The 21,877-nt window shown below is 67.7% G+C and carries 18 protein-coding genes; 10 read left to right on the plus strand and 8 right to left on the minus strand.

From position 1 onward, the window contains the following. Window positions 1-6: 6 nt before the first annotated feature. The gene (locus tag C477_RS07235; protein WP_008893803.1) at window positions 7-543 is read left to right on the plus strand and encodes a DUF5815 family protein; all 537 of its coding nucleotides are present in this window, start codon (window positions 7-9) and stop codon (window positions 541-543) included. A 56-nt stretch (window positions 544-599) separates the two neighbouring features. Here the strand turns inward: C477_RS07235 and C477_RS07240 are convergent, their stop codons facing one another. Then, window positions 600-2,873 carry a hybrid sensor histidine kinase/response regulator gene (locus C477_RS07240; protein WP_049914398.1) on the minus strand — a complete coding sequence of 758 codons (2,274 nt, stop codon included), beginning with the start codon at window positions 2,871-2,873 and terminating at the stop codon, window positions 600-602. Between the two features lie 336 nt (window positions 2,874-3,209). Here C477_RS07240 and carB point away from each other — a divergent pair, with 336 nt between their 5' ends. Beyond that, window positions 3,210-6,434 (plus strand): carbamoyl-phosphate synthase large subunit, encoded by a 3,225-nt coding sequence (carB, locus tag C477_RS07245; protein WP_008893805.1) that lies wholly within the window; start codon window positions 3,210-3,212, stop codon window positions 6,432-6,434. A gap of 215 nt (window positions 6,435-6,649) precedes the next feature. After that, window positions 6,650-6,850, plus strand: a complete 201-nt coding sequence (locus C477_RS07250) for a hypothetical protein (protein ID WP_008893806.1) — start codon at window positions 6,650-6,652, stop codon at window positions 6,848-6,850. A gap of 61 nt (window positions 6,851-6,911) precedes the next feature. Here the strand turns inward: C477_RS07250 and C477_RS07255 are convergent, their stop codons facing one another. The 5 genes from C477_RS07255 to C477_RS07275 all read right to left on the minus strand — a co-directional run bounded on the left by C477_RS07255 (window position 6,912) and on the right by C477_RS07275 (window position 11,688). After that, a complete protein-coding gene (locus C477_RS07255) occupies window positions 6,912-7,568 on the minus strand; it encodes a metal-dependent hydrolase (protein WP_008893807.1) in 657 nt (218 codons plus the stop codon). A 185-nt stretch (window positions 7,569-7,753) separates the two neighbouring features. Continuing rightward, window positions 7,754-8,488, minus strand: coding sequence for a CehA/McbA family metallohydrolase (locus tag C477_RS07260; protein WP_008893808.1), 735 nt, complete (start codon window positions 8,486-8,488; stop codon window positions 7,754-7,756). Continuing rightward, entirely contained in the window at window positions 8,485-9,183 is a 699-nt protein-coding gene (locus C477_RS07265) for a CDP-alcohol phosphatidyltransferase family protein (protein WP_008893809.1), read from the minus strand. Before C477_RS07265 ends, C477_RS07260 begins: the two co-directional genes overlap by 4 nt. A 159-nt stretch (window positions 9,184-9,342) precedes the next feature. Continuing rightward, window positions 9,343-9,918, minus strand: coding sequence for a GNAT family N-acetyltransferase (locus tag C477_RS07270; protein WP_008893810.1), 576 nt, complete (start codon window positions 9,916-9,918; stop codon window positions 9,343-9,345). Window positions 9,919-10,029: 111 nt separating this feature from the next. After that, window positions 10,030-11,688, minus strand: coding sequence for a hypothetical protein (locus tag C477_RS07275; RefSeq protein ID WP_008893811.1), 1,659 nt, complete (start codon window positions 11,686-11,688; stop codon window positions 10,030-10,032). 201 nt (window positions 11,689-11,889) lie between these two features. Here C477_RS07275 and C477_RS07280 point away from each other — a divergent pair, with 201 nt between their 5' ends. The 3 genes from C477_RS07280 to C477_RS07290 all read left to right on the plus strand — a co-directional run bounded on the left by C477_RS07280 (window position 11,890) and on the right by C477_RS07290 (window position 14,877). Continuing rightward, window positions 11,890-13,053: a beta propeller repeat protein gene (locus C477_RS07280; protein ID WP_008893812.1), complete on the plus strand. Its 1,164-nt coding sequence runs from the start codon at window positions 11,890-11,892 to the stop codon at window positions 13,051-13,053. Window positions 13,054-13,118: 65 nt separating this feature from the next. After that, window positions 13,119-13,904 carry an ABC transporter ATP-binding protein gene (locus C477_RS07285; RefSeq protein ID WP_008893813.1) on the plus strand — a complete coding sequence of 262 codons (786 nt, stop codon included), beginning with the start codon at window positions 13,119-13,121 and terminating at the stop codon, window positions 13,902-13,904. Between the two features lie 73 nt (window positions 13,905-13,977). Further along, on the plus strand, window positions 13,978-14,877 hold the full coding sequence (locus C477_RS07290; RefSeq protein ID WP_008893814.1) for a DUF5518 domain-containing protein: 900 nt from the start codon (window positions 13,978-13,980) through the stop codon (window positions 14,875-14,877). 93 nt (window positions 14,878-14,970) lie between these two features. Here the strand turns inward: C477_RS07290 and C477_RS07295 are convergent, their stop codons facing one another. Beyond that, window positions 14,971-15,342: a cupin domain-containing protein gene (locus tag C477_RS07295; protein WP_008893815.1), complete on the minus strand. Its 372-nt coding sequence runs from the start codon at window positions 15,340-15,342 to the stop codon at window positions 14,971-14,973. 311 nt (window positions 15,343-15,653) lie between these two features. On the opposite strand from C477_RS07295, the gene C477_RS07300 reads away from it, so the two are divergent. From C477_RS07300 to C477_RS07310, 3 genes are all read left to right on the plus strand, one after another. Then, window positions 15,654-16,745, plus strand: a complete 1,092-nt coding sequence (locus C477_RS07300; RefSeq protein ID WP_008893816.1) for an endonuclease/exonuclease/phosphatase family protein — start codon at window positions 15,654-15,656, stop codon at window positions 16,743-16,745. Window positions 16,746-16,858: 113 nt separating this feature from the next. Beyond that, window positions 16,859-19,453, plus strand: coding sequence for a dihydropteroate synthase (folP, locus tag C477_RS07305; RefSeq protein ID WP_008893817.1), 2,595 nt, complete (start codon window positions 16,859-16,861; stop codon window positions 19,451-19,453). Between the two features lie 88 nt (window positions 19,454-19,541). Continuing rightward, the gene (locus C477_RS07310) at window positions 19,542-20,315 is read left to right on the plus strand and encodes a hypothetical protein (RefSeq protein WP_008893818.1); all 774 of its coding nucleotides are present in this window, start codon (window positions 19,542-19,544) and stop codon (window positions 20,313-20,315) included. An 88-nt stretch (window positions 20,316-20,403) separates the two neighbouring features. On the opposite strand, the gene C477_RS07315 is transcribed toward C477_RS07310, so the two are convergent. After that, window positions 20,404-20,664 carry a hypothetical protein gene (locus tag C477_RS07315; RefSeq protein WP_008893819.1) on the minus strand — a complete coding sequence of 87 codons (261 nt, stop codon included), beginning with the start codon at window positions 20,662-20,664 and terminating at the stop codon, window positions 20,404-20,406. 155 nt (window positions 20,665-20,819) lie between these two features. Here C477_RS07315 and C477_RS07320 point away from each other — a divergent pair, with 155 nt between their 5' ends. Then, window positions 20,820-21,875 carry an aldo/keto reductase gene (locus tag C477_RS07320; protein WP_008893820.1) on the plus strand — a complete coding sequence of 352 codons (1,056 nt, stop codon included), beginning with the start codon at window positions 20,820-20,822 and terminating at the stop codon, window positions 21,873-21,875. The last annotated feature ends 2 nt before the right edge of the window (window positions 21,876-21,877 follow it).

The following is a 21,877-nucleotide window of genomic DNA, read 5'->3' on the forward strand; positions in this document are numbered from 1 at the left end:
GGAGCAATGGCAGAGCCCCGCGTCCCGGGATCCGGCGGCGACCGGCACCTCGAGCTTCCCTGTGGCAACTCGATCGACCCCCACGAGATCGATCTGGGGATGCGCGAGTACTCCTGTCCCTGCGGCGCGTCCCACGCCGTCGTCACGGACGTCCACCCGCCCTCGCGCTTTTTCCCCGAATCGCTCGTCGCCGTCCTGCGGGAGACGATCGAGCCGGCCGACGAGTTCGAGGAGTTCGGCACGCCCCACCTGCTTGGCGTCGTCATGGAGGAGTTTCCCGAGAAGGTCCGCACCTACGACGCCAGCGACGACGGCGCCGTCGGCTACGCGATGCTGTGGGTGACCGACTTCGACGCCCGGCGGCTCCACGAGATCGTCGTCGAACTGGTGGTCGAACTGATGGAACACGCGGTCAGCCACGCCGACGACGACACCGCTATCTCCGAGTTCGAGACCCAGATGCTCGAGTTCGACGTCGAGGAGTTCGTCGACCAGTACCGCCGCCAGCGCGAGTTCGAGAGCGAACACGACCGCGCGCTGTAACGGCCCCGGGTCCCGTTTTCTGGCGAGCCGCGTCCGATAGCGGCCCGCCCGATCCGTCACGACGGGATGGAGACGGCCAACCGCAACCCGCCCGCGTCGCTTTCTTCGACCGCGACCGACCAGCCGTGGGCCTCGACGACCTCGGCGACGATCGCCAGCCCGAAGCCGGTTCCCTCGGCGTCCGTACTGTACCCCCACTCGAGGACGTGGTCGCGTTCACCGGGCGGGATTCCGGGCCCGTCGTCGGCGATCGCGAACCCCTCGAGGGTTGACTCGACCGTGACGGTCACGGTCCCCCCGACGCGTTCGCCGCGGTTCGTCGTCTCTTCGTCGAGATCCTCCTGGGTCCCCTGGGAGCCGGGGCTCGCGGAGCCGTGCTCCACAGCGTCCTCCTGAGTTTGCGACGGAGGGCTCGTCGAACCGTGTTCGACGGCGTCCTCGGGAGCATCGGCGACCGAGGGCTCGGAAGACGCGGTGTGTCTTCCGTCGTCCTGACGAGCGTGCGAGACAGGGCTCGTCGAACCGTGCTCCACGGTGTTACGGAACACGTTCTCGAAGAGGACCCGAAGCCGCTCCTCGTCGCCGTCGACCGTCGGCAGCGATCCGTCACACACCACCTCGAGGTCGCCCTCGACCGTTCGGTCGGCGCGCTCGACGACGGCGGCGAGGTCGACCGGCTCGGTCTCGGTCAACCGCCGGCCGCTCCGAGCTAAGGTCAGGACGTTCTCGACAAGCTCGTCCATTCGGGTGAGGGCCCACTCGAGCTCTTGGACGTGGCGGTCGATCTCGTCGTCGCCGTCGATCCGGCCCGCGAGGAGTTCGAGGTGGCCCGTCGCGAGCGTCAACGGGTTTCGGAGGTCGTGTGAAACCGTACTGGCGAAGGCCTCGAGTCGTTCGTTCTGGCGCTCGAGTTCGCGGCCGTGCTCCGCGAGTTCGCCCTCGCGCTCGGCGCGGTCGAGGGCGGCTTCAGCGTTGGCCGCGAGGATCCGCGCCAGCGTCAGCGCTTCCGGATCGAAGTCGTTAGTCTCGAGCGAACTCACGATGAAGACCCCGTGATCGCCCAGCGGAACGTGGGCCTCGCTGCGGATCGGCGTCTCGGGGTTGCGAACGTTCGGCGCCTGCCGGACGTCGCCGTGGACGATCGCCTCGCCGGCCTCGTAGGCGTCCCAGGCGATCCCGCCGCCGGGTTCGATGTTCGACGGGATCCCGTCGAACAGTTCGAGCACGCGGTCGCTCATGGCGACGGGAACGAGTCCGCCCTGCTCCTCGTCGGTCGCGTCCGGCGAACCGTCGCCGACGGCCGGCTCGCTCTCGCCGGGGGCGCGGGCCGCCGATCGCGTCAGCACGTTCGGCTCGTACAGGTGAACGGAGTTGAGATCGAGATCGAGCGCGTCGGCGGCGATTTCGGTCACGATGCGGGCGATCTCGTCGGTCTCGGTCGCCGCCATTAGCCGGCGTGTCCCGTCGTGGAGCCGTCTGATCCGCCGCTCGCGCTTCGTCCGCTCGGAGACGTCGCGGATCACGCCGACGCTCCCCGTCAGCGTTCCGTCGTCGACCAGCGGCGCGACGTTGACTTCGGCGTCGCGGGTCGTTCCGTCGGCCACTTCGACGGTCAGGTCGACGGTCTTCCACGTCCGACCGTCGATCGCCCGGACCGCCTCGAGCGTCGAGCGGATGCGGCCGGCGTCTTCGTCGGCGACGAAGTCGTCCACCGGCCGGCCGAGGAGTTCGTCGCGCGTCGTCTCGAACGCGTCGGCCATGGCTTCGTTGGCCATCTCGATGCGGTCGGACTCGTCGAGCACGTACATCGAGTCCCCGACCGTTTCCACGACCGTTCGGTACCGCTCGAGGTCCCGCTCGCGTTCGCACTCTCGGTTCGGGTCCCGCGGCGCCGCCCGCTGGTCCGTCCGAGCGCGGCCCGCTCGGTTCGCGTCCGGTCCGCCCACGGTTTGCAACTGCTCGCGGAGTCGCTCGACCGAATCAGTCCGTCCCTTCGGAACGTAGCCCGAGAAGCCGGCCGTGATCGCCTCGCTGGCGAGCGTCTCGCTTCCGTCGGCGGTGTAGAGGAGAAACGGGGCAGTCGCCAGTCCGTCGGCTCGCAGCGAATCGTACAGCGCGAGCGCGTCCGTCTCCGGATCGTCGAGGCGGTATTCGGTGACGACGCAGGCGTACGCGCTCGACCCGTCCGCGAGCGCGTCGCGGAGGGCGCCCGCGGTCGCTACCTCCTCGAGTTCGATCGCGGCGTCGGCCGCGCCGGCCGCGAGGTCGCGCGACAGCCGTCGTCGAGCCGTCTCGTCGGGATCGACGTACAGCACGGCTTTCGATAGCATCGAACGTGTGCGTCCGGCGTCGACCATCTCGTTGCGTCCGAACAGTAACGGGGCCACGATAAGCGATTCGGCCGGCGCGCGCGGACTCGCTCACCCGATCGCCGAACTGTCGACCTCGAGACGGAGGGCGCAGACGGACGCTGATCCGTGAAACGCCAGAGCGGATCGCGCCGGAAATGAGATAAAATATGGGTAATTTCCGTCGAAACGGCACGACGGGTCGCGCCGTCGACGACCCGTATCGAGGGTTGGGTTCGAATTTCGAAAAGCCATTTCGAGATTCGTACTGTATCGTGGGGCTTATTACGATGTGCGAACTCCGGACGAACAAGAGAAATGAGTACGGACCAGCCAAGCGAGGGCGAGACAGGGGACGGACGCACGATTCTGCTGATCGGGAGCGGCCCGATCCAGATCGGACAGGCAGCCGAATTCGACTACTCCGGCGCACAGGCCTGCCGGGCGCTGCAGGAGGAGGGCGCCCGCGTCGTCCTCGTCAACTCCAACCCCGCGACGATCATGACGGACCCGGAGATGGCCGACCGCGTCTACATCGAGCCGATCACGACCGAGGCCATCTCCGAGATAATCCGCAAGGAGCAGCCCGACGGCGTCATCGCCGGCCTGGGCGGCCAGACCGGCCTGAACGTCACGGCCGAACTGGCCGAGGAAGGCGTTCTCGAGGAGTACGACGTCGAGATCATGGGAACGCCGCTGGACACCATCTACGCCACGGAGGACCGCGATCTCTTCCGCCAGCGCATGGAGAAGATCGGCCAGCCCGTCCCGCGGTCGACGACCATCTCGCTCGAGGAGGGCGAGGAGGTCTCGGAGATGACCGAGGAGGGCCTGAAAGAGCGCGTTCAGGCCGCCGTCGACGAGGTCGGCGGACTGCCGGTCATCGCCCGTACGACATACACGCTGGGCGGTTCGGGATCGGGCGTCGTCCACGAGATGGACGAACTGCTGCGCCGCGTTCGCAAGGGCCTGCGCCTCTCGCGTAACAGCGAGGTGCTGATCACCGAGTCCATCGCGGGCTGGGTCGAGTACGAGTACGAGGTCATGCGCGACGCCGACGACTCCTGTATCATCATCTGCAACATGGAGAACATCGACCCGATGGGCATCCACACCGGGGAGTCGACGGTCGTCACCCCCTCGCAGGTCGTCCCCGACGAGGGTCACCAGGAGATGCGCACCGCCGCGCTCGAGGTCATCCGCGAACTCGGCATTCAGGGCGGCTGTAACATCCAGTTCGCCTGGCGCGACGACGGCACCCCCGGCGGCGAGTACCGCGTCGTCGAGGTCAACCCGCGCGTCTCCCGCTCCTCCGCGCTGGCCTCGAAGGCGACCGGCTACCCGATCGCCCGCGTGACCGCGAAGGTCGCGCTCGGCAAGCGCCTCCACGAGATCGAAAACGAGATCACCGGCGAGACGACCGCCGCCTTCGAACCCGCGATCGACTACGTCGTCACCAAGGTCCCGCGCTGGCCCAAAGACAAGTTCGACGACGTCGACTTCGAACTGACGACGGCGATGAAGTCGACCGGCGAGGCGATGGCCATCGGCCGCAGCTTCGAGGAGTCGCTGCTCAAGGCGCTGCGCTCTTCCGAGTACGAACCCGACGTCGACTGGAACGAGGTCGGCGACGAGGAACTCGAGGAGCAGTATCTGGCTCGTCCGTCACCGGACCGACCCTACGCCATGTTCGAGGCGTTCGAACGCGGCTACACGGTTGACGAGATCTGCGAGCTGACGGACATCTACGAGTGGTACACCGAGCGCTTCAAGCGCATCGCCGACGCCACGGTCGCCGCCCAGGAGGGCGATTTCACCGAGGCCGCGATCGCCGGTCACACGAACGCGACGATCGCCGCCGCGGCGGGCGCCGACGTCGGCGCCGTCGAACAGGAAGTGCCGGGTCGCACCTACAAGCAGGTCGACACCTGCGCCGGCGAGTTCGAGGCCGAGACGCCGTACTACTACTCGGCGCGCAAGAACGAGTTCGAGAAGGGGCCGCTGAAGGGCGACGCCGCGGCCGGCGAACTCGAGGTCGACCGCGACATCGAGAGCGTGATCGTCGTCGGCGGCGGTCCGATCCGCATCGGACAGGGCGTCGAGTTCGACTACTGTTCGGTCCACGCGGTTCAGGCGCTCCGTGACATGGGCATCGAGGCCCACGTCGTCAACAACAACCCCGAGACCGTCTCGACCGACTACGACACCTCCGACGGCCTCTTCTTCGAGCCGATCACCGCCGAGGAGGTCGCCGACGTCGCCGAGGCGACCGGCGCCGACGGCGTGATGGTCCAGTTCGGCGGCCAGACCTCCGTCAACATCGGCGAACCGCTCGAGGACGAACTCGAGCGCCGCGGACTCGACTGCGAGGTCATGGGTACGAGCGTCGAGGCGATGGACCTGGCGGAGGACCGCGACCGCTTCAACGCTCTGATGGACGAACTGGGCATCGCCCAGCCCGAGGGCGGCGCCGCCCACAGCGAGGAGGAAGCGATGGAACTCGCCCACGAGATCGGCTACCCGGTCCTCGTGCGTCCCTCCTACGTGCTGGGCGGCCGCGCGATGGACGTCGTCTACGACGACGCGGAACTCGAGACCTACATCGAGGAAGCCGTCCGCGTCAGCCCGGACAAGCCGATCCTGGTCGACGACTTCCTCGCCGACGCCGTGGAACTGGACGTCGACGCCGTCGCCGACGGCGAGGACGTGCTCATCGGCGGCGTGATGGAACACGTCGAGGCCGCGGGGGTCCACTCCGGCGACTCGGCCTGTATGATCCCGCCGCGCTCGCTCGACGACGACACCTTAGAGCGCGTCCGCGAGGTCACCGAGGACATCGCGACCGCACTCGACACCGTCGGGCTGCTCAACGTCCAGCTCGCGGTCCGCGACGGCGAGGTCTACGTCCTCGAGGCGAACCCGCGCTCCTCGCGTACCGTCCCGTTCATCTCGAAGGCCACGGGCGTCCCGATCGCCAAGATCGCCGCCAAGGTCATGGCCGGCAACACGCTCGCGGACCTCGCGATCGAGGAGCAGATCCCCGAGCAGACCTCGATCAAGGAGGTCGTCCTGCCCTTTGACCGCCTGCCGGGCTCGGACCCGCGTCTCGGCCCGGAGATGAAGTCCACCGGCGAGGTCATGGGCAGCGCCGACACCTTCGGCAAGGCCTACGACAAGGCCCAGGACGCGACGGGCAAGCCGATCCCCGAGTCGGGCACCGCGATCATCGACCTCTCGGCCGACAAGTTCCCGGACCCGGAGACCGAGGAGGGCGAGGCACTGGTCGACGGCTTCACCAAGTACTTCGACCTCTGCGAGGAAGTCGACCTCGCTCAGGCCGTCCGTGAGGGGAAGGTCGACCTCATCGTCTCCCGCGACCGCGACCTGCTCGAGGTCGCCGTCGAGGAGGAGATCACCTACTTCTCGACGCCCGCCAGCGCCTCGGCCGCGCTCGAGGCCCTCGAGGCTAAGGACGAGCCGATCGACGTGCAGGCGATCACCGACCGCCCGAAGCGCACGGCCGAGTGGGGCCGTTCGGACTGATCAGGCCGTAACCGAACCGGTCTGAGAACTGGTCGGTTTTATTCAGGGTATCTTCGCTTCAGCAGTCCTCCGACAGATTCGATAGCGCTATTCGTCTCTCGAGGACGAGCTCACCTCTTTCAGGTCGGGAATATTGACACGAGCGTGAAGACCGTATTGCTAGTACCCTACTGTTTTGCCGAGACGAAGCTTATCGTCATGTGAGACGACAGAGGATGGCCGAAATCGACCGTGACTTCGTAATCGTCTGGATTCTCTTTCCGATCGCCCTCGGAACGATCAGCTGGGGACTCAGCGGTCTCAGCGCTAGAGAAGCCGCGAAGGTCATCACCGGTGTCGTCATCGGTTCGTTCGTGACCAAAATCGCTCTTACCCGCTATCGGCAGCAGAGATCCACAGAAGACGACTACGATTGACTGGAACCGTTCGTGACTGGGCTGACGGCCCCAATCTCCGACCGCAGTTTCGTGCGTTACCTCAGCGCCCGAACCGGATGTCGACCGTCGTCCCGTCGGTTTCCGTCTCCTCGACGGACACCGCGGGGAGGACCGCGCGCAGTCTCATCGGGACGAGACCGCTAGCGACCGCGCCGATCGTTGCGAATCGCTTCCGACACAGCGAGTAGCCACCCGCGAACGCGACCAGGCCGAACAGGACGCGGTCGACGGCGGGCCCGGTCAGTCCCGAGTTGATCGCGACGGCCGCGAAGGCGAGACAGACGAGGAAGTCCTCCGGCGCACCCGAGTAGCGGACGTACCGGCGCGGCCGGTGCCAGCGCCCGAGGACGTGGTTGTAGACGCCGTTCTCGGTCGTGGGATTCCACGGCTCGCGCTCGGCGCTGCCGCCGAGGACGTCCGAAAGCGAGTGAAGGGCGGCGGCCCCGACGGCGATCGTCAGCACCAGGAGCGCACCCGACCCCGTCAGGACGGCGAGCATCGAGAGCGCGAGCGTCGCGACCGAAAACCAGACCGGAAAGTGCAGCGTCTTCCGGTGGCGCGCCACCAGATCGGCGTCGGGTGCGAGGCCGCCGAGAAACGCGGCCGCGAGCATGGCCGGGCCGGCGTACTCGCCGATGGCCGGCAGGAGGAACACGGCGGCCGCGAGGGCCATGAACCCGTGGGTGAGCGCCATCATAGCAGTATTGTACGGTACGTAGTTCTCAATCCTGATAAAGAAGTCCCTTTTGACGGTTGGGGCGGACTCGAGCGGCGACGGTCGATCAAACCGTACTCGAGCGAGGGTCCTCACATCGCGGCGACAGCGCGACGAGAGGAACGTCGCGGCCGTATCGCCGGCCGCGTTCCTACGGCGAGACGGAGTCAGAACAGCGAGAGCGAGGTCGTCTTCCGCCGGGCGTTGCCGACGACCTTGGTCAGGTACTGCCAGGTCGTCGTTCGGTCGCCGACGGGATCGGTTCGGCCGGCGCGCATCGCCTCGAGGACCGTCTCCGTCGGGGGCGTGTCGGCGGTGGAAGGGACGGCGTCAGCGGGGAGTCGAACGTCGGTGGCGGCGCGGCCGACGTTCTCGGGTCGGTGGGCGTCGCTGGCGCCGAACCGCGGGTAGTCGCGGCGGGTCGCGAACTGGTCTGCCTGCCGGTTACGGACGTTCGTGACGGCGTGGGCGTTGTAGACCTCGACGCCGTCGACGTTCTCGATCGCGGCCCTGCGGGCCCCGTGGCGCGAGCGCTGGAACGGGTGGGCGACGATCGCGACGCCGCCGGCCTCCCGCACCGCTCGCGCCGTTTGGGGGAGTGGACGGCCGGGTTCCGGCGCGGCGTCGACGCCGAGCGCGAGCAGGTGGCCGTCAGCGGTCGAGACCTCGCAGCCAATGATGACGAGGAGATCATCGGATGCCAGTCGCGCGACTTCGCGGGCGCCGTCGATCGTGTCGTGGTCGGTGACGGCGATCCCGTCGAGACCGGCGCGGCGGGCCGCATCGACCAGCTCCGCCGGCGTCGTCGTCCCGTCGTAGGACGCCGTGGTGTGCACGTGAGGATCGATTCGGAGCGTTTGCGGCCCCCGATCGACCGCGGCGTACTCGGCCCGACTCGTCATAGGTAGCCGAACTCGAGGCCCAGCGCCAGGCCGACGGCCGCGACTGCGGCGAGGCCGGCCAGCACGTGGGTGCCGTCGGTCTTGTAGGCCTTGTAGTCCGAGACCATCAGCGGGCAGGCGGCGGCGACGAGCAGTCCCGCAATCCAGCCGTTCCATGGGGCGACGAGGGCGGCGACGAAGTAGTTCGCGACCACGAGGAGGTTCGTGTGGACGACGGTAGTTCCGTGGTAGTAACTTGCGCCCCCGTCGGAGCCGAAGCCCTCCTCGTTGTGTCGGACCAGTCGCAGGCCGCCGAAGGCCAGTACGAGGAAGCCGACGACGAGGCTGGCGAGCACGTGCGGCGCGAGGACGAAGTGATAGAGCAACACCGCCGGCACCAGGTAGGCGAAGATGTCGATGAAGGAGTCCACCTGCCGGCCGAAGGGTGACGACGTCCCCGTGCGGCGGGCGTACCAGCCGTCGGCCTTGTCCAGCAGGAACGCGCCAAACATGGCCAGCAGCGCCCAGTTGGGTTCGCCGCCGACGAACAGCAGCGCGCTCGCCCAGCCGACGAACAGCGCCCCGAGGCTGATGTAGTCGGCGCCCGTCAACTGTTCGAGCACGTTCGTTCGGTCCGCCGTCGTCCCAACCCGTCGATCGGCGAGATCCAGTCGGTTCCTGACGCCCCGTATCGCCTCTCGCAGTTCGTTGGTCATCCGCTCGCGTGATACCTCCACCCGAACCGGAATAAAGCTGCTCCGAGAACTATTTACTTAGTACGGATCTATATAGTTCTTGGTCGCTACGTACCGGTACGGAGTTTCAGACGATCGACGCGAGGCGGCGAATTCACCGTTCTCGAGGAATCGTTCCGGTCAGGACGGTCGAACCGACCGATGGGAGAACGGCCCGACTCTGACGTAGCGGCGGCGCCGCCGCGGGTCGAAGCCGCGGCGCTCGAACAGGGCTCGCGAGGGGCTATTGTCGAGCGCGACTAGCGCCGTCGCGCGCTCCGCACCCCGTTCCCGAGCGAGTCGGCAGGTCTCGCCGACCAACGCCGTCGCGATGCCGCGGTTGCGGTGGTCGGGATCGACGAAGACGCGCCTGATGTAGGCCCCCTCGAAGCGCAGTTCCCGCTCGAGGGGATGGATCTCGTGGGTCGCGTCGACGGAGCAAAACAGGTAGCCGCGGGGACGGCCGTCCTCGAGCGCGGCGACGACGAGTTCGTCGGACTGGAGTTCCTCGATCGGCGCGTCGAGCGCCGCGACCGTCGAGGGGTCGCAGGTCTCGACCGCGTACGCGCTGCGTTGGTCCCCGCCGTCGGCGGCCGGCGCGTCCTCGAGGTCGGCGACGTACTCGATCAGCTCCGTCGCCGTGATTCCGCGCCGTGCGAGCGCGTCGTAGACGGCGCGACCGTACCGATTCCGTGTCAGCCGCCACAGCCGTGGCATTGCGCGAGCGGTTTCTCGGCCCGCGAGATAAGTATTGGGTCGCCGACACCGGGGCGCCGACGGTCGCCGGCGCCGAGTACGATTTAATCGCGTTCGAAGGGGGTCGGGGATTCAGTCGAGCGTGTACCAGTCGAACCGTTCGACGGCGTACAGGTACGAGATGACGGGCGCGATCAGGCCGGCCACGAGGACGACCCACGCGGCGATCGTGATCCCGCGTGCGGAGATCGACACCGTCGGCCCGGGGACCCACGACGAGACGGCGACCACGGTCTCGGCAATCAGTTCGGGGGCGTCGGCGTAGAGCACGATCGCGGCGATCGCCGGGAGGACGATCGCCAGGGAATAGACGACGAACGCGGTCTTGCTCGGCATCACCGCCTCGCGGTTGTTCGTGACCTTGACGCTGCCGAAGCGGGGCGCCGCCGTCCCGATACCCGTCGCAAGCGCGGGCGTCACGACGGCGCCGACGGCGGTACCCGCGGCCAGCGCGGCCGTCCGCTCGAGCGAGAGCGGACTGGCGAGACCGAGGGCGAGCGAACCGACGAGGCCGATCGGGCCGGCGACGAGCGCGCCGGCGACGACCAGCCCGGTAATCGCCTGCCGACCCGACAGCGGCGACGCCACGACGGCGGGCAGCCCGCGGCCCAGATCGCCCAGCGGGTTGAGCGTGAACAGGGCGCCAGCAGCCCAGGCGAGGTACACTGAGAGGATCACGGCGATGTACGCGGGCACGCGTCCGGTCTGGACGATCTCCTGAAAGAACGCGATCGAGCCGAACAGCGGGTAGGCGACGTACGCCAGCCGGATCGGCGCTCGCTTCGTCCGTCGGATCGCGGTGACGGCCACCGTTCGGACCGGCCGCGAGAGGCCGCGACCGAGCAGGGCCGCGAGCCGGTTCGACGACTCCGTCGCGGTCGCCTCTTCCTCCTCGAACCGGGCCGGATCAGCGAACCAGTGGACGCCGGCGATGGCGATCGCGGCGGCAAACGCGGCGGCACTGACGGCGACGGCGCCGACGACGCCGCCCAGCATCGCCGTACTCGAGGCGTCGACGTTCGGGACGGCGGCAAGCAAGATGTGGCCGGGCCAGCCGAGCGGCGTGTCCTGGAGGAGGGAGAACAGCCAGCTCGTGAGCCCGCCAATGCGGTCCGTCGCGAACACCCACAGGTACACGACCCAGAACGCGGCGAACACCACGATGCGGAAGCGGGCGATCGGTTCGTAGACGGTGACGAGATGTCGGACGCTGATGCCGATCACGAAACCGATCGGGACGGCGGTTGCGAGGGCGAGGCAGACGAGCAGCGGACCGGCCAGAACGGGCCAGATCGTTCCCGTGCCGTAGGCGAACGCGCCCGAGAGCACGAGCGACGCGGGCAGGAGCCAGCTCCCGAACAGCAGGATTTCGGCGCCGATGACGCCGATCACGGCGTTTCGAAGGGATGTCGAGGTCAGGAGGAACTCCGGTTCGTCCGGATCCGCGGCCGTCGAGAACGCGCGGAGCGTCGTGAAGAAGGCCAGGAAGAACCAGATGACGCCGACGCCGCCAGTGACGAGATCCGTCGCGAACGCGGCGGTATCCGACGTCACCCCATCGGCGAGTTCCGCGCCCAGCCGCGGGAGCATATAGCCGCCCGCCAGAAGGATCAATCCGCCCATGACGAACGCCAGAAACCCCGTCATGAGGAGTTTCGTCGTATCGGACGCGACCGTTCGCACCGTCCGCCGAAACTCCGTTTTGGCGACGAGCGCGGGGATTCCCGTCATCAGCGATCGCCTCCGTTCTCGTCTCGACGTGTCGTCGTTGCGGGGGCCATGGTCGAAACCGCGTGCCGTATCCAGTAAATAGTTCGGATATTGTCATGCGGACGGACGTCGATCGAGCGCGTTGCCGCCCTCGTTTAGTCTACCGAGTTGGAACGTCTCGGGTCCTTATAGGCCCTCGAGCGCTACTCCGGGTCGCGACCCATGACCGACCAGACCAGACGCGACGTGCTTCGGCTCGCGACCGCATCGGCGACCGCCGGTGTCCTTCCGTTCGGTTCGACGGCCGCCGCGCAATCGGACGACAGCGAGTGGGAACGGGTCGAATCGCCGACCGGAAAGGCGTTAAACGACGCCGTCGATACCGCGGCGGGACCGTTCGCAGCCGGGGCCGACGGAAACGTCATCGCCCGCCGCGAGGACGGCTGGCAGACGGTCGTGGCGTACGGCCCGCAGGCCCGGAGCCGTCGTTTGACCGGAATCGATGCCACCGACGACGGCCGAGCGGTCTGGTTCGTCGGCGGCAGCGGCGTCATCGGCGAGTATGACGTCGAGACGCGGACGCTGACTAACTACTCCGCGCCGAAGGGGAAGACCAGCACCTGGGAGGACTGCGCCGTGCGGGGGACCGCCGGCGAGAACGAGCGGGTGTACTTCGTCAACGGCTCCGGCGAACTGCTCGTCGGCGTCCGTCAGGACAGCGGTGCGATGCAGTACGAGGAGGTGATCAAACCCGGCGGCGGCTCGACGATTCCAGGGATCGACTTCCACGCAAGGGAGGCGGGCCACGTCTGTACCACGAGCCAGTTCGTCGGGGAGACTGCCGACGGCGGCGAGACGTGGGAGCGGATCGGCATCGACTTCGCCGGCGGCGCGTTCTTCGATCTGGCGAGTCAGGGCCAGCAGGACGTGAACGTCGCCGCCGGCTCCGGCATCGTCTATCGCTACGACGGCTTCCGCTGGACGCCCCACGTCGTCGACGACAAGCGACGGGCGATCCGGGCCGTCGACCGCGACGGAACCGACGGACTCGCGGCCGGCGACGGCGGGACGGTCTACGAGCGTCGGTCCGCCGGTCAGTGGCGCCAGCACGAAACGAGCGTCGAATCGAAACTCGACGGCGTCGCGACGGGGTCATCGTACGACGTCGCGGTCGGCGACGACGGGACGATCCTCGAACGGCGAGTCGAGGGAACCGGATCTGGCAGCGACGAATCCGGCACCGAGAGTGGAAACGAGACGAACGAGACGTCCCAGGCGAGCGTGACGACAGTCGACGCCGCGACCCTTTCGCTCGACGACGCCGAACGGCTCTCTGTCGAGAACTACGTCGAGGGCGAGTGGATGACGCCGGGACAGGTGCAGTAACGGCGCGCCAGTCGCGGCCGCGATAAATGACACACCTTTAACTCTATCCGGACGAAGAATCAATCATGAACCCCGCTGACGTCCCCGCGATCGAGACCGACGGGTTAACCAAACGATACGGGGAGACGACCGCCGTCTCCGACCTGACGATGGACGTCGACCGCGGGACGGTCTACGGCTTTCTCGGCCCGAACGGGGCCGGGAAGACCACGACGATGCGGATGCTGACGACGCTCACCAGACCGACGTCGGGGACGGCCCGCGTCGCCGGCCAGCCGATCACCGATCGCAACGCCGTTACGCCCCACATCGGCTACCTCCCCGAGGAGCCGCCGATCTACGACGAACTCACCGGCCGCGAGCAACTCGAGTACGCCGCCGGACTCCGCGATCTGCCGGAAGCCGAGTCGTCCGAGCGGATCGAGTCGATGCTCGAGCGGTTCGACCTGCGCGAGGACGCCGGTCGGCGGATCGAGGGCTACTCGAAGGGGATGCGCCAGAAGGTCGGCGTCATTCAGGCCGTGTTGCACCAACCGGCCGTCGCCTTCCTCGACGAACCGACCAGCGGACTCGATCCCCGCGCGGCCCGGACGATGCGGGAGACGATCGCCGATCTGGCCGACCAGGAGATGACGATCTTCCTCTCGACGCACATCCTCCCCGTCGTCGACGAACTGGCCGACGAGATCGGCGTCCTCCACAAGGGCAAACTGGTCGCACAGGGCGATCCTGAAGAGCTGAAATCCCGCGCGGAGACCGGCGAGGCCCGGAGTCTCGAGGAGGCGTTCCTCGAGGTGACCCAGGAGACGCCCGAGGCCGAGGAGCGGTCGGCGGAGCCGTCGCTCGAGTAGTCTCGTGCGAACGTTCCGGCCCCATCCATCAATACATTAATGGTTCCTCGAGTGGTATAATTACAGTGACACCATGCACCCGATCCGCGCCCTCCACGCTCTCCGCGATGGTGTGACCGACGACTCGCTGCGGGTCGCGATTCTCGTCGGCCTCGCGACGGTCCCGTTCACCGTCGCCCTCTCCTGGGATCCGATTGCGAACGAGATCATCGCCGGCGGCTCCGTTTCGGGTACGCCGCTCTTGCTAGCCGGATTGCTCGTCGGCTACTACTACAGCGATCGAGAAACGGAGAGTCGTCGCGCAGGTATCTGGACCGGTCTCGCCGCCTCGATCGCGGCGGTGCTAGTCTTCGGCGCTAATACGGTCGCGACGATCGTCTCCGAACCGTCGCAATGGGCTGTCGTCGCCGTGATCGGGACGCCGTTCGTCCTCGCTCTCGGCGTCGGATTCGTCGTTCTGTTCTCGATGTTCGCCGCGCAGTTTGCCGACTGGGTGACGACGAGACTCCGGCGAGCGCACCGAGCCCCGGACGTATCCGACGACGGCGGGTCGCCCGTCCCCGATCCGAAGTGGCGGAAGATCCTCGCCGCGTACGTTCTCGTCGCACCGCCCGTAGTGGGCTCCGTTCTCCTCGAGGTTCCCGCCGGCGGTGTCGGATTCGCCCTCACGGTGCTCGGGCTTCTGGTTCTGGTTCCCCTGTCGGTAGTCGCTCTCGGTGCGCTTTTCGCCGATGCGACCGCTCCCCGTCGTTCGAGAGTGGAATGGGTGCCGAACGCGCTGGCGTACGTCGGCGCGCCGATCGGAACGTACGCGCTCGTCTACGCGGTGGCGGCGCTCCGCGGATCGGGTCATCCCGACGGCTACGCCATCTACGCGTTCATCGGCGTCCTCTGGATCGCGGCCGTCGTCTACCTCTTCAATCGACGCCGGTACTTCGACGGCGGCGGCTCGGCGGTCCGCCAACTGGGATGAACCGGGAGCGGTCGACGCCGTTTCGGTGGTCCAAGCGGCGACTGCTGCGGTAACGGCGGCGATGACGCTGCGATGACGACGTGACCGTCGGAGTTAGGGGTCGAAGACGTCCCGTTGAAGTCCCTCGCGAACGGGCTCGTGTTCCTCGTCCGTCGGCGGCGGCGCCGTAACTAACAGCGCCTCGAGTCGGTCCTCGTCGGCAGCGCGTACGCCGCGGGCGACGTCGGCCGGAACGACGACGACGTCGCCCGGTTCGACGTCGTGTTCGGCGTCGCCCTCGCGGACGACTCCGCGTCCGGACCGGACGCAGATCGCCACGTCGCTACCCGGCGCGTGGACCGGAATGAACTGTCCCGGCTCGAAGTAGCCGAGGACGACCTTCATCCGATCGCTCCGGAAGACCGGCACGGTGCTGAATCGCTCCTCCTCGTACGTCCGTTCGGTGTCGAAGTCCGTTGCTGGCATCGGTGATTGTCCTCCGGCGGCTCCCGAAATTACGCGTACGGAAGCGTAAACAGGCTGAACGGGTCGCCTTTCTCCCGAACGTGTTAGCCCGTCGCGATCGGAAGGGAACGTTCGATCGATCGTCGGTCGTCTCGTCCGGATGAACGCGGATGCGAAGTTCGCATCCGCTGGCGTCTCCGCCGCGAGAGAACCGGCGCAACGATCTCTCGCGGTCAGCTATTCCAGTAACGTACCCATACAGAAACAAATTTTAGTAGATATAGATAAAATATTAAATGTAAAACGGTCGTCGGATGACCAGTCGTTGACGCATGACTGACAGCGCGGATCTTCCGACGTTTCGACGGCGAACGGCACTGAAAGCCGGCGCGACCGGCCTCGGCGGCGCACTGCTCGGCGCGGCGGGCGCTTCGAAACCCGTTCGGGCGGCGTCCGAGTCCTATCGATTCCTCTGGGTGAACGCGTGGCTCACCGACGGCATGGAGGGCGTCGCGGGTCTCCCCTTTAACGTCGCGGCGAAACCGCAGTACCAGGAGCGGGCGAGCGAACTCGGCAGGCGACTCGGCGCGGAGGGCTACGACGTCGTCGGACTTTGCGAAGTGTTCAACGACGAGCAGGAGACGGTCGAAGCCGAGTACGTCGACGGTGCCGGCACCGGGACGGCGATCCCGGGTCCCGGACCTGACGGCGGCGAGAAGGGTGCGGGACTGCTGGATCTGGTCGCGGGCGTCACCGTGACCGACCACGCAACGCTCGAGTACGACGCCGAACCGAGCGACCATCTGACCTACGTCGACGCCCACGTCGGAAAGGGGGCGAACTACGTCGAACTCGATCTCGGCCCCGGAAAGGTCGATCTGTTTACGACGCATCTGGTGTCCGGCTCGCTCCTGCCGTGGACCGACGGCGGCGACGAGGACATCCCGGCGCTCCGAGGCCAGCAACTCGAGGAACTGGGCGCGTTCGTCGCCGAGCAGACAAGTCCGGAGAACGTGACCCTCGTCGCGGGCGATTTCAATATCGCGCCGGACGGCGCGGCGGCCGACGCCCTCGAGTCGTTCGCGTCGACCGCCGGGCTGTCCGACGCGTGGCTCGACCACGGGCGCGGACCGGGCGGCACGAACGACGACGCGATCATCGACGGCTGCGCCTTCGACCCGAGCGGTGCGCCGCCGGCGTACTGCCCCAGCGACGACGCTGGCGAGCGAATCGACTACGTCTTCCTCGAGGAGCCGACGGCCGACCACGAGCTGGACCTGCGCGTCGACGCACTCGAGCGCCGCGTGTTCTGGCGGGAACTCGCGCCGCCGGAGCAGTTTTACGCGGACGATAACGGCGAGGTGCCGAACTACCTGACCGATCACGTCGGGCTGGACCTGTCGCTGACGGCGACGAACGCGTGAGGCGCTGCCCGGTCCGCTCGGTCGCGAGATCCGACCGCGATCCGACCGAGACGCGACCGCGATTCGAGAGCGGAGTCCGACATTCCTAAGCGCGCGGACTCTGTGGTTCGGGTATGGAGTATTACGAGGCGGCGGATTTCTTATTCGATCTGCGGCGCTTTCGCCCCAAACCCGGGACGGAGTCGACGGCGCGGCTGCTCGCCCACCTCGGCGACCCCCACGACGGGGTCGCGTTCGTGCAGATCGCCGGCTCCAACGGCAAGGGGAGCACGGCACGGATGGTCGAGCGAAGCCTCCGGGAAGCCGGACTCTCGGTCGGCCTCTACACCTCGCCCCACCTCGAGGACTTACGCGAGCGGATCCGCGTCGACGGCCGGAAGATCCCCCGCTCGGCGGTCGGCGAGTTCGTCGAGGCGACCCGCGAGTACATCACCGATCGGGGCGCCGACGGCGAGTCGCCGACGTTCTTCGAGACGATGACCGCCATGGCCGTCTGGCAGTTCGGCCGCGAGGACGTCGACGTCGCCGTCCTCGAGGTCGGCATCGGCGGCAAGTACGACGCCACGAGCGTCGTCGACCCCGTCGCGAGCGCGGTCACGAGCGTCACGTTAGAGCACACGGGCATCCTCGGCGACACGGTCGGCGAGATCGCCCGCGACAAGGCCCACGTCGCGCCCGCCGACGCCCCGCTGGTGACCGGTACCACCGGCGACGCCCTCGAGGGGGTCCGCGAGGTCGCGGGCGACGTGATCACCGTCGGGGCCGCGGACGCCGACCGCGACGACGAGCCCGACGTTCGCGTCGCGTACGGCGGCCGGGTGAACCACACCGAAGCCGCCGTCACCGTCGAGCGCGGCGACTGGAACCTCGAGACGCGGCTCTCGCTGCTGGGGGCCCACCAGGCCGAAAACGCGGGGATCGCCGCCGTCCTGGCCCGGCAGGTCGCCGACGTCTCGGACGACGATCTCGCGCGCGGGCTGCGAAGCGCCCACTGGCCCGGTCGGTTCGAGGTGATGGACACCGAGCCGCTGGTCGTCTTAGACGGCGCACACAACCCCGGCGCCTGCGAGACGCTCGCGACGACGCTCGGCACCTACGACTACGACGACCTCTACCTCGTCTTCGGGGCGATGCACGACAAGGACCACCGCGAGATGGCCGCGACGCTGCCGACGCCCGACGCGGTCGTCGCGACCGAGCCGTCCCTCGACCGCGCCGAGGACCGCGACCTCCTCGCGAACGTGTTCGAAGATGCCGGCGTCGCCGACGTCCGAACGTCGGCCGCCGTCCAGGACGCCCTCGAGACCGCCCTTCGGGAGGCCGACGCCGACGACTGCGTGCTCGTGACGGGCTCGCTGTTCGCCGTCGCCGAGGCCCGATCGCGCTGGACGAACGCCGGCGTACCGAAGCGGATTCGCGACCGCGAGGACGCCCGGGAAACGCTCGCGACGGCGAACGTTCCCGCCGCGAGCGATCCGGAGCTCCAAGGCGACGCCGTCCACCGCGTCGTCTCGCTCTCGCTGGGCTACCGGCAGGCCACGGCCGTCGAACGGGAACTGCTGCGACTCGGCGGCGAGTGCGCCCTCTCGGGGTTGCAACGCGACGAGGAGTCGGTCGACGCCGTCCTGATGGGCACCGTCACCCAGTTCGAACGCCTCGTCGAGCGCCTCGAGTCCGACCCCGGACCGACGGCGGGTTCGGACGCCGACGCGACCGCCCACGGCTTGCTCGAGGTCGCCCGGGAGCTTCGGGAGAGCCTCGAGATCGAACCGGCGGCGGACTCGAGTCCACAGGGGCCGGCCGGAGAGCCCTCGAGTCCACGGGAGTCGACTGCGGCGGTCCCGAGCGGCCAGACCGCGACCGCCGGTTCCGACGCCGCCGACTCGAGCTATCCCTGGGACGACCGCACCGCCGTCATGGGCATCCTGAACGTCACGCCCGACAGCTTCCACGACGGCGGCGAGTACGACGCCCTCGAGGACGCCGTCGCCCGCGCCGAACGGATGATCGAGAACGGCGTCGACGTGATCGACGTCGGCGGCGAGTCGACCCGGCCCGGCGCCGACCCGGTTCCGATCGAGCAGGAGATCGACCGCGTCGTGCCCGTCGTCGAGGAGATCGCCGATCTCGACTCCCTCGTCTCGATCGACACCCGAAAAGCCGCCGTCGCCGAGGCCGCCCTCGAGGCCGGCGCCGACATCATCAACGACGTCTCGGGGCTCGAGGATCCCGAGATGCGCTTCGTCGTCGCCGACCACGACGCGATGCTGGTGTTGATGCACAGCATCGACGCGCCGGTCGTGCCGGGCCGCGAGGTCGAGTACGACGACGTCGTCGAAGACGTGATCGACCGCCTCTCCGAGCGGATTCTGCTCGCGGAGAAGGCCGGCATCGACCGCGAGGATATCATCGTCGATCCGGGGATCGGCTTCGGCAAGTCGGCTCGCGAGGCCTTCGAGATCCTCGATCGCACCGACGAGTTCCGGGCGCTGGGCTGTGCGATCCTGATCGGACACTCCCACAAGTCGATGTTCGAACATGTCGGCCGCGAGGCCGGCGAGCGCGGCCCGTCGACCGTCGCGGCGAGCGCGATCGCGGCCGATCGCGGCGCCGATATCGTCCGGGTCCACGACGTCCCCGAGAACGTCGCCGCGGTCCGGACGGCGCTCGCGGCACGGAATCCGGAACGGTTCGACTGGAGCGGCTGATCGACGTTCAGCTTCAGTTGCCGGTCCAAGCTTCAACCGTCCGGGGGGTGTAGCCACCACGAGCGCAGCGTGCGCGGAGGTTCATCCAATGTCCGAGGAACACGATCACGATCTGTCGACGGAGCTCCCGACGGAAGCGACCGAGAAACTCGACGAGTACGACGTAGACGATCCGATAGGCGCGGTGCTGTCGATCGTCGGTGGCGATCTCAAAGCCGCGGTGCCGTTGCTGGGTGGCGGCGTGGTGCTCCTCTCGGCGCTCAAATCGCTCGGCAAGGGCCAACTCCGAGCGATCCCGAAAGCCGCCGTCGCCGCCGGCCTGTTCAGCTACGGGCTGCGGAACCGCGGCGGGGACGAGGCGGAGACGTTCCAGCCGACCTTAGCCGATATCGAGGGCGGGACCGAGGGGAAAGACGTCTCCGACGCGGCCCACGCGGCCGCCGAGCGCCCCGATTCCGGACAGGAATCCGAGATCGACGCCAGCGGAGACGTCCACGAGTCGGCACAGCTCGGCGACGAGGGCGAGACGGGATCGCGGATCGAGTTCAGCGACGAGACGGACGAGGAAGAGACGCGTACCAAACCGGACCACGTGGGTGACGAGGAGGATCCGCGCCGGGACACCGGCGACGACGACGAGACGGTCGAGGTCGACGTCTCCGATACGGCCATGGCCGAGGAGACCAGCGAGGCGACGGGTCCCGATCCCGAACAGGCCCAGCCCTCCCAGACCGACGCGATCGAACCCGAAGAGACGCCCGAGGAGGACGCCTCGGACATGAAGGTCGAACCGGATGAGGACGCCGACAGCACCGACGACGAGGACGAGGCAACCGAGGACGGCGACGACGAGGACCAGTAACTCGAGTCGAATCCACACCGTTCGCGGACCGTCCGTGCGGACGCGGAGACCGTTCTGTTCGGAAGCGGACTCCTTTTCGAGCCGTCGACTACGAGCGACGGCGCTCCCGTGGCGGTTCCCCGCTCGTCGACTGCCGCGCCGATTGCCATCCCGAGAGCAAGACGGCCGGAAGCGCGATCGCCGCGACCGCGAGGAGTACGCCGCCGACGACCGCCCAGTTCGTGATGCGACTCGGGTCGAATCGCGGGATCGCAGTGACTCTGAGGATGACGACCGCTGCGATGGGGACGACGACGAATGCGAGTAGCAACGCGGCGTACTCGAGGCGTCGGTCCCACTGCGTGTCCATACCGTGGATTGTCAGTCGACTCCCATGAGTCGTTTGGATCAGGAGCGGCGGCGCGATTGAATCGAGTCGACGGATTACGCAACCCCCATCATATTTCGGGAATAGGAAAGCGATATTCCGCATCCCATAAGTTCCCTCGATACGAACGGACGACTATGCAATACCAGGAACTCGGCGACTCCGGCGTCGAGGTCAGCGAAGTCGGCTTCGGCGCGTGGGTCGTCGGCACCGACTGGTGGGGCGACCGCTCGGAAGACGACGCCCTCGAGATGATCCGGTACGCCGTCGAGCAGGGAATCACCTACTTCGACACCGGCGACGTCTACGGCCACGGTCGCAGCGAAGAACTGGTCGGCGAGGCCCTCTCGGAGTTCCGGGACGAGGTGACGATCGCCACCAAGGTCGGCTACGACTTCTACAACAATCCCCAGGCCGGCCACGGCGAACTGCCAAAGGAGATGGACCCCGAGTACCTCCGGGACGCCGTCGAGCAGAGTCTCGATCGGCTCGGCGTCGACTCCGTCGACGTCCTCCAACTGCACAACGCCGACGTCGACGAGATCACGCCCGACGTGCTCGAACTCCTCGACGAACTCGAGGAGGAGGGACTGATCGACGCGACCGGCCTCGCGTTAGGGCCCTCGATCGGCTGGCTCGCGGAGGGCGACCTCGCCATCGAGGAGGAGTTCGACTCCGTCCAGTTAGTCTGGAACGTGCTCGAGCAGGAGGTCGGCAACCACTTCCTCGAGACGATCGAGGAGACGGGCTCGTCGACGAGCCTGATCCCCCGCGTCCCCCACTCCTCGGGGATCTTGAACGAGCAGGTCACGCCCGACACCGAACTCGGTGAGGGCGACCACCGCGGCTTCCGTCCCGACGAGTGGTACGAGACCGGTTGGGAGAAACTCGAGAAGTTGCGGTTCTTAGAGCGCGACGGCGAGCGCACGATGGGCCAGGCGTCGATCGCGTGGCTGCTCTCCCACGAACCGGTCGCGACCGTCACGCCGACGTTCCGCACGAGAGACGACATCGACGAGTGGACCGCGGCGAGCGACGTTCCGAAACTCTCCGCGGAGGAACTGGCCCGCGTCGAGGAACTGTACGAGAACGACTTCGACATCGACCGCGACGACGGCATGGACTCGCTTCGCTCCTCCGTCGACGGTGCGGACATCGAGTCGGCCGGCCTCGACAAGCTGGCGGCTGACTGAGC

This window comes from Haloterrigena salina JCM 13891 (genome assembly GCF_000337495.1).
Taxonomy (GTDB): Archaea; Halobacteriota; Halobacteria; order Halobacteriales; family Natrialbaceae; genus Haloterrigena; species Haloterrigena salina.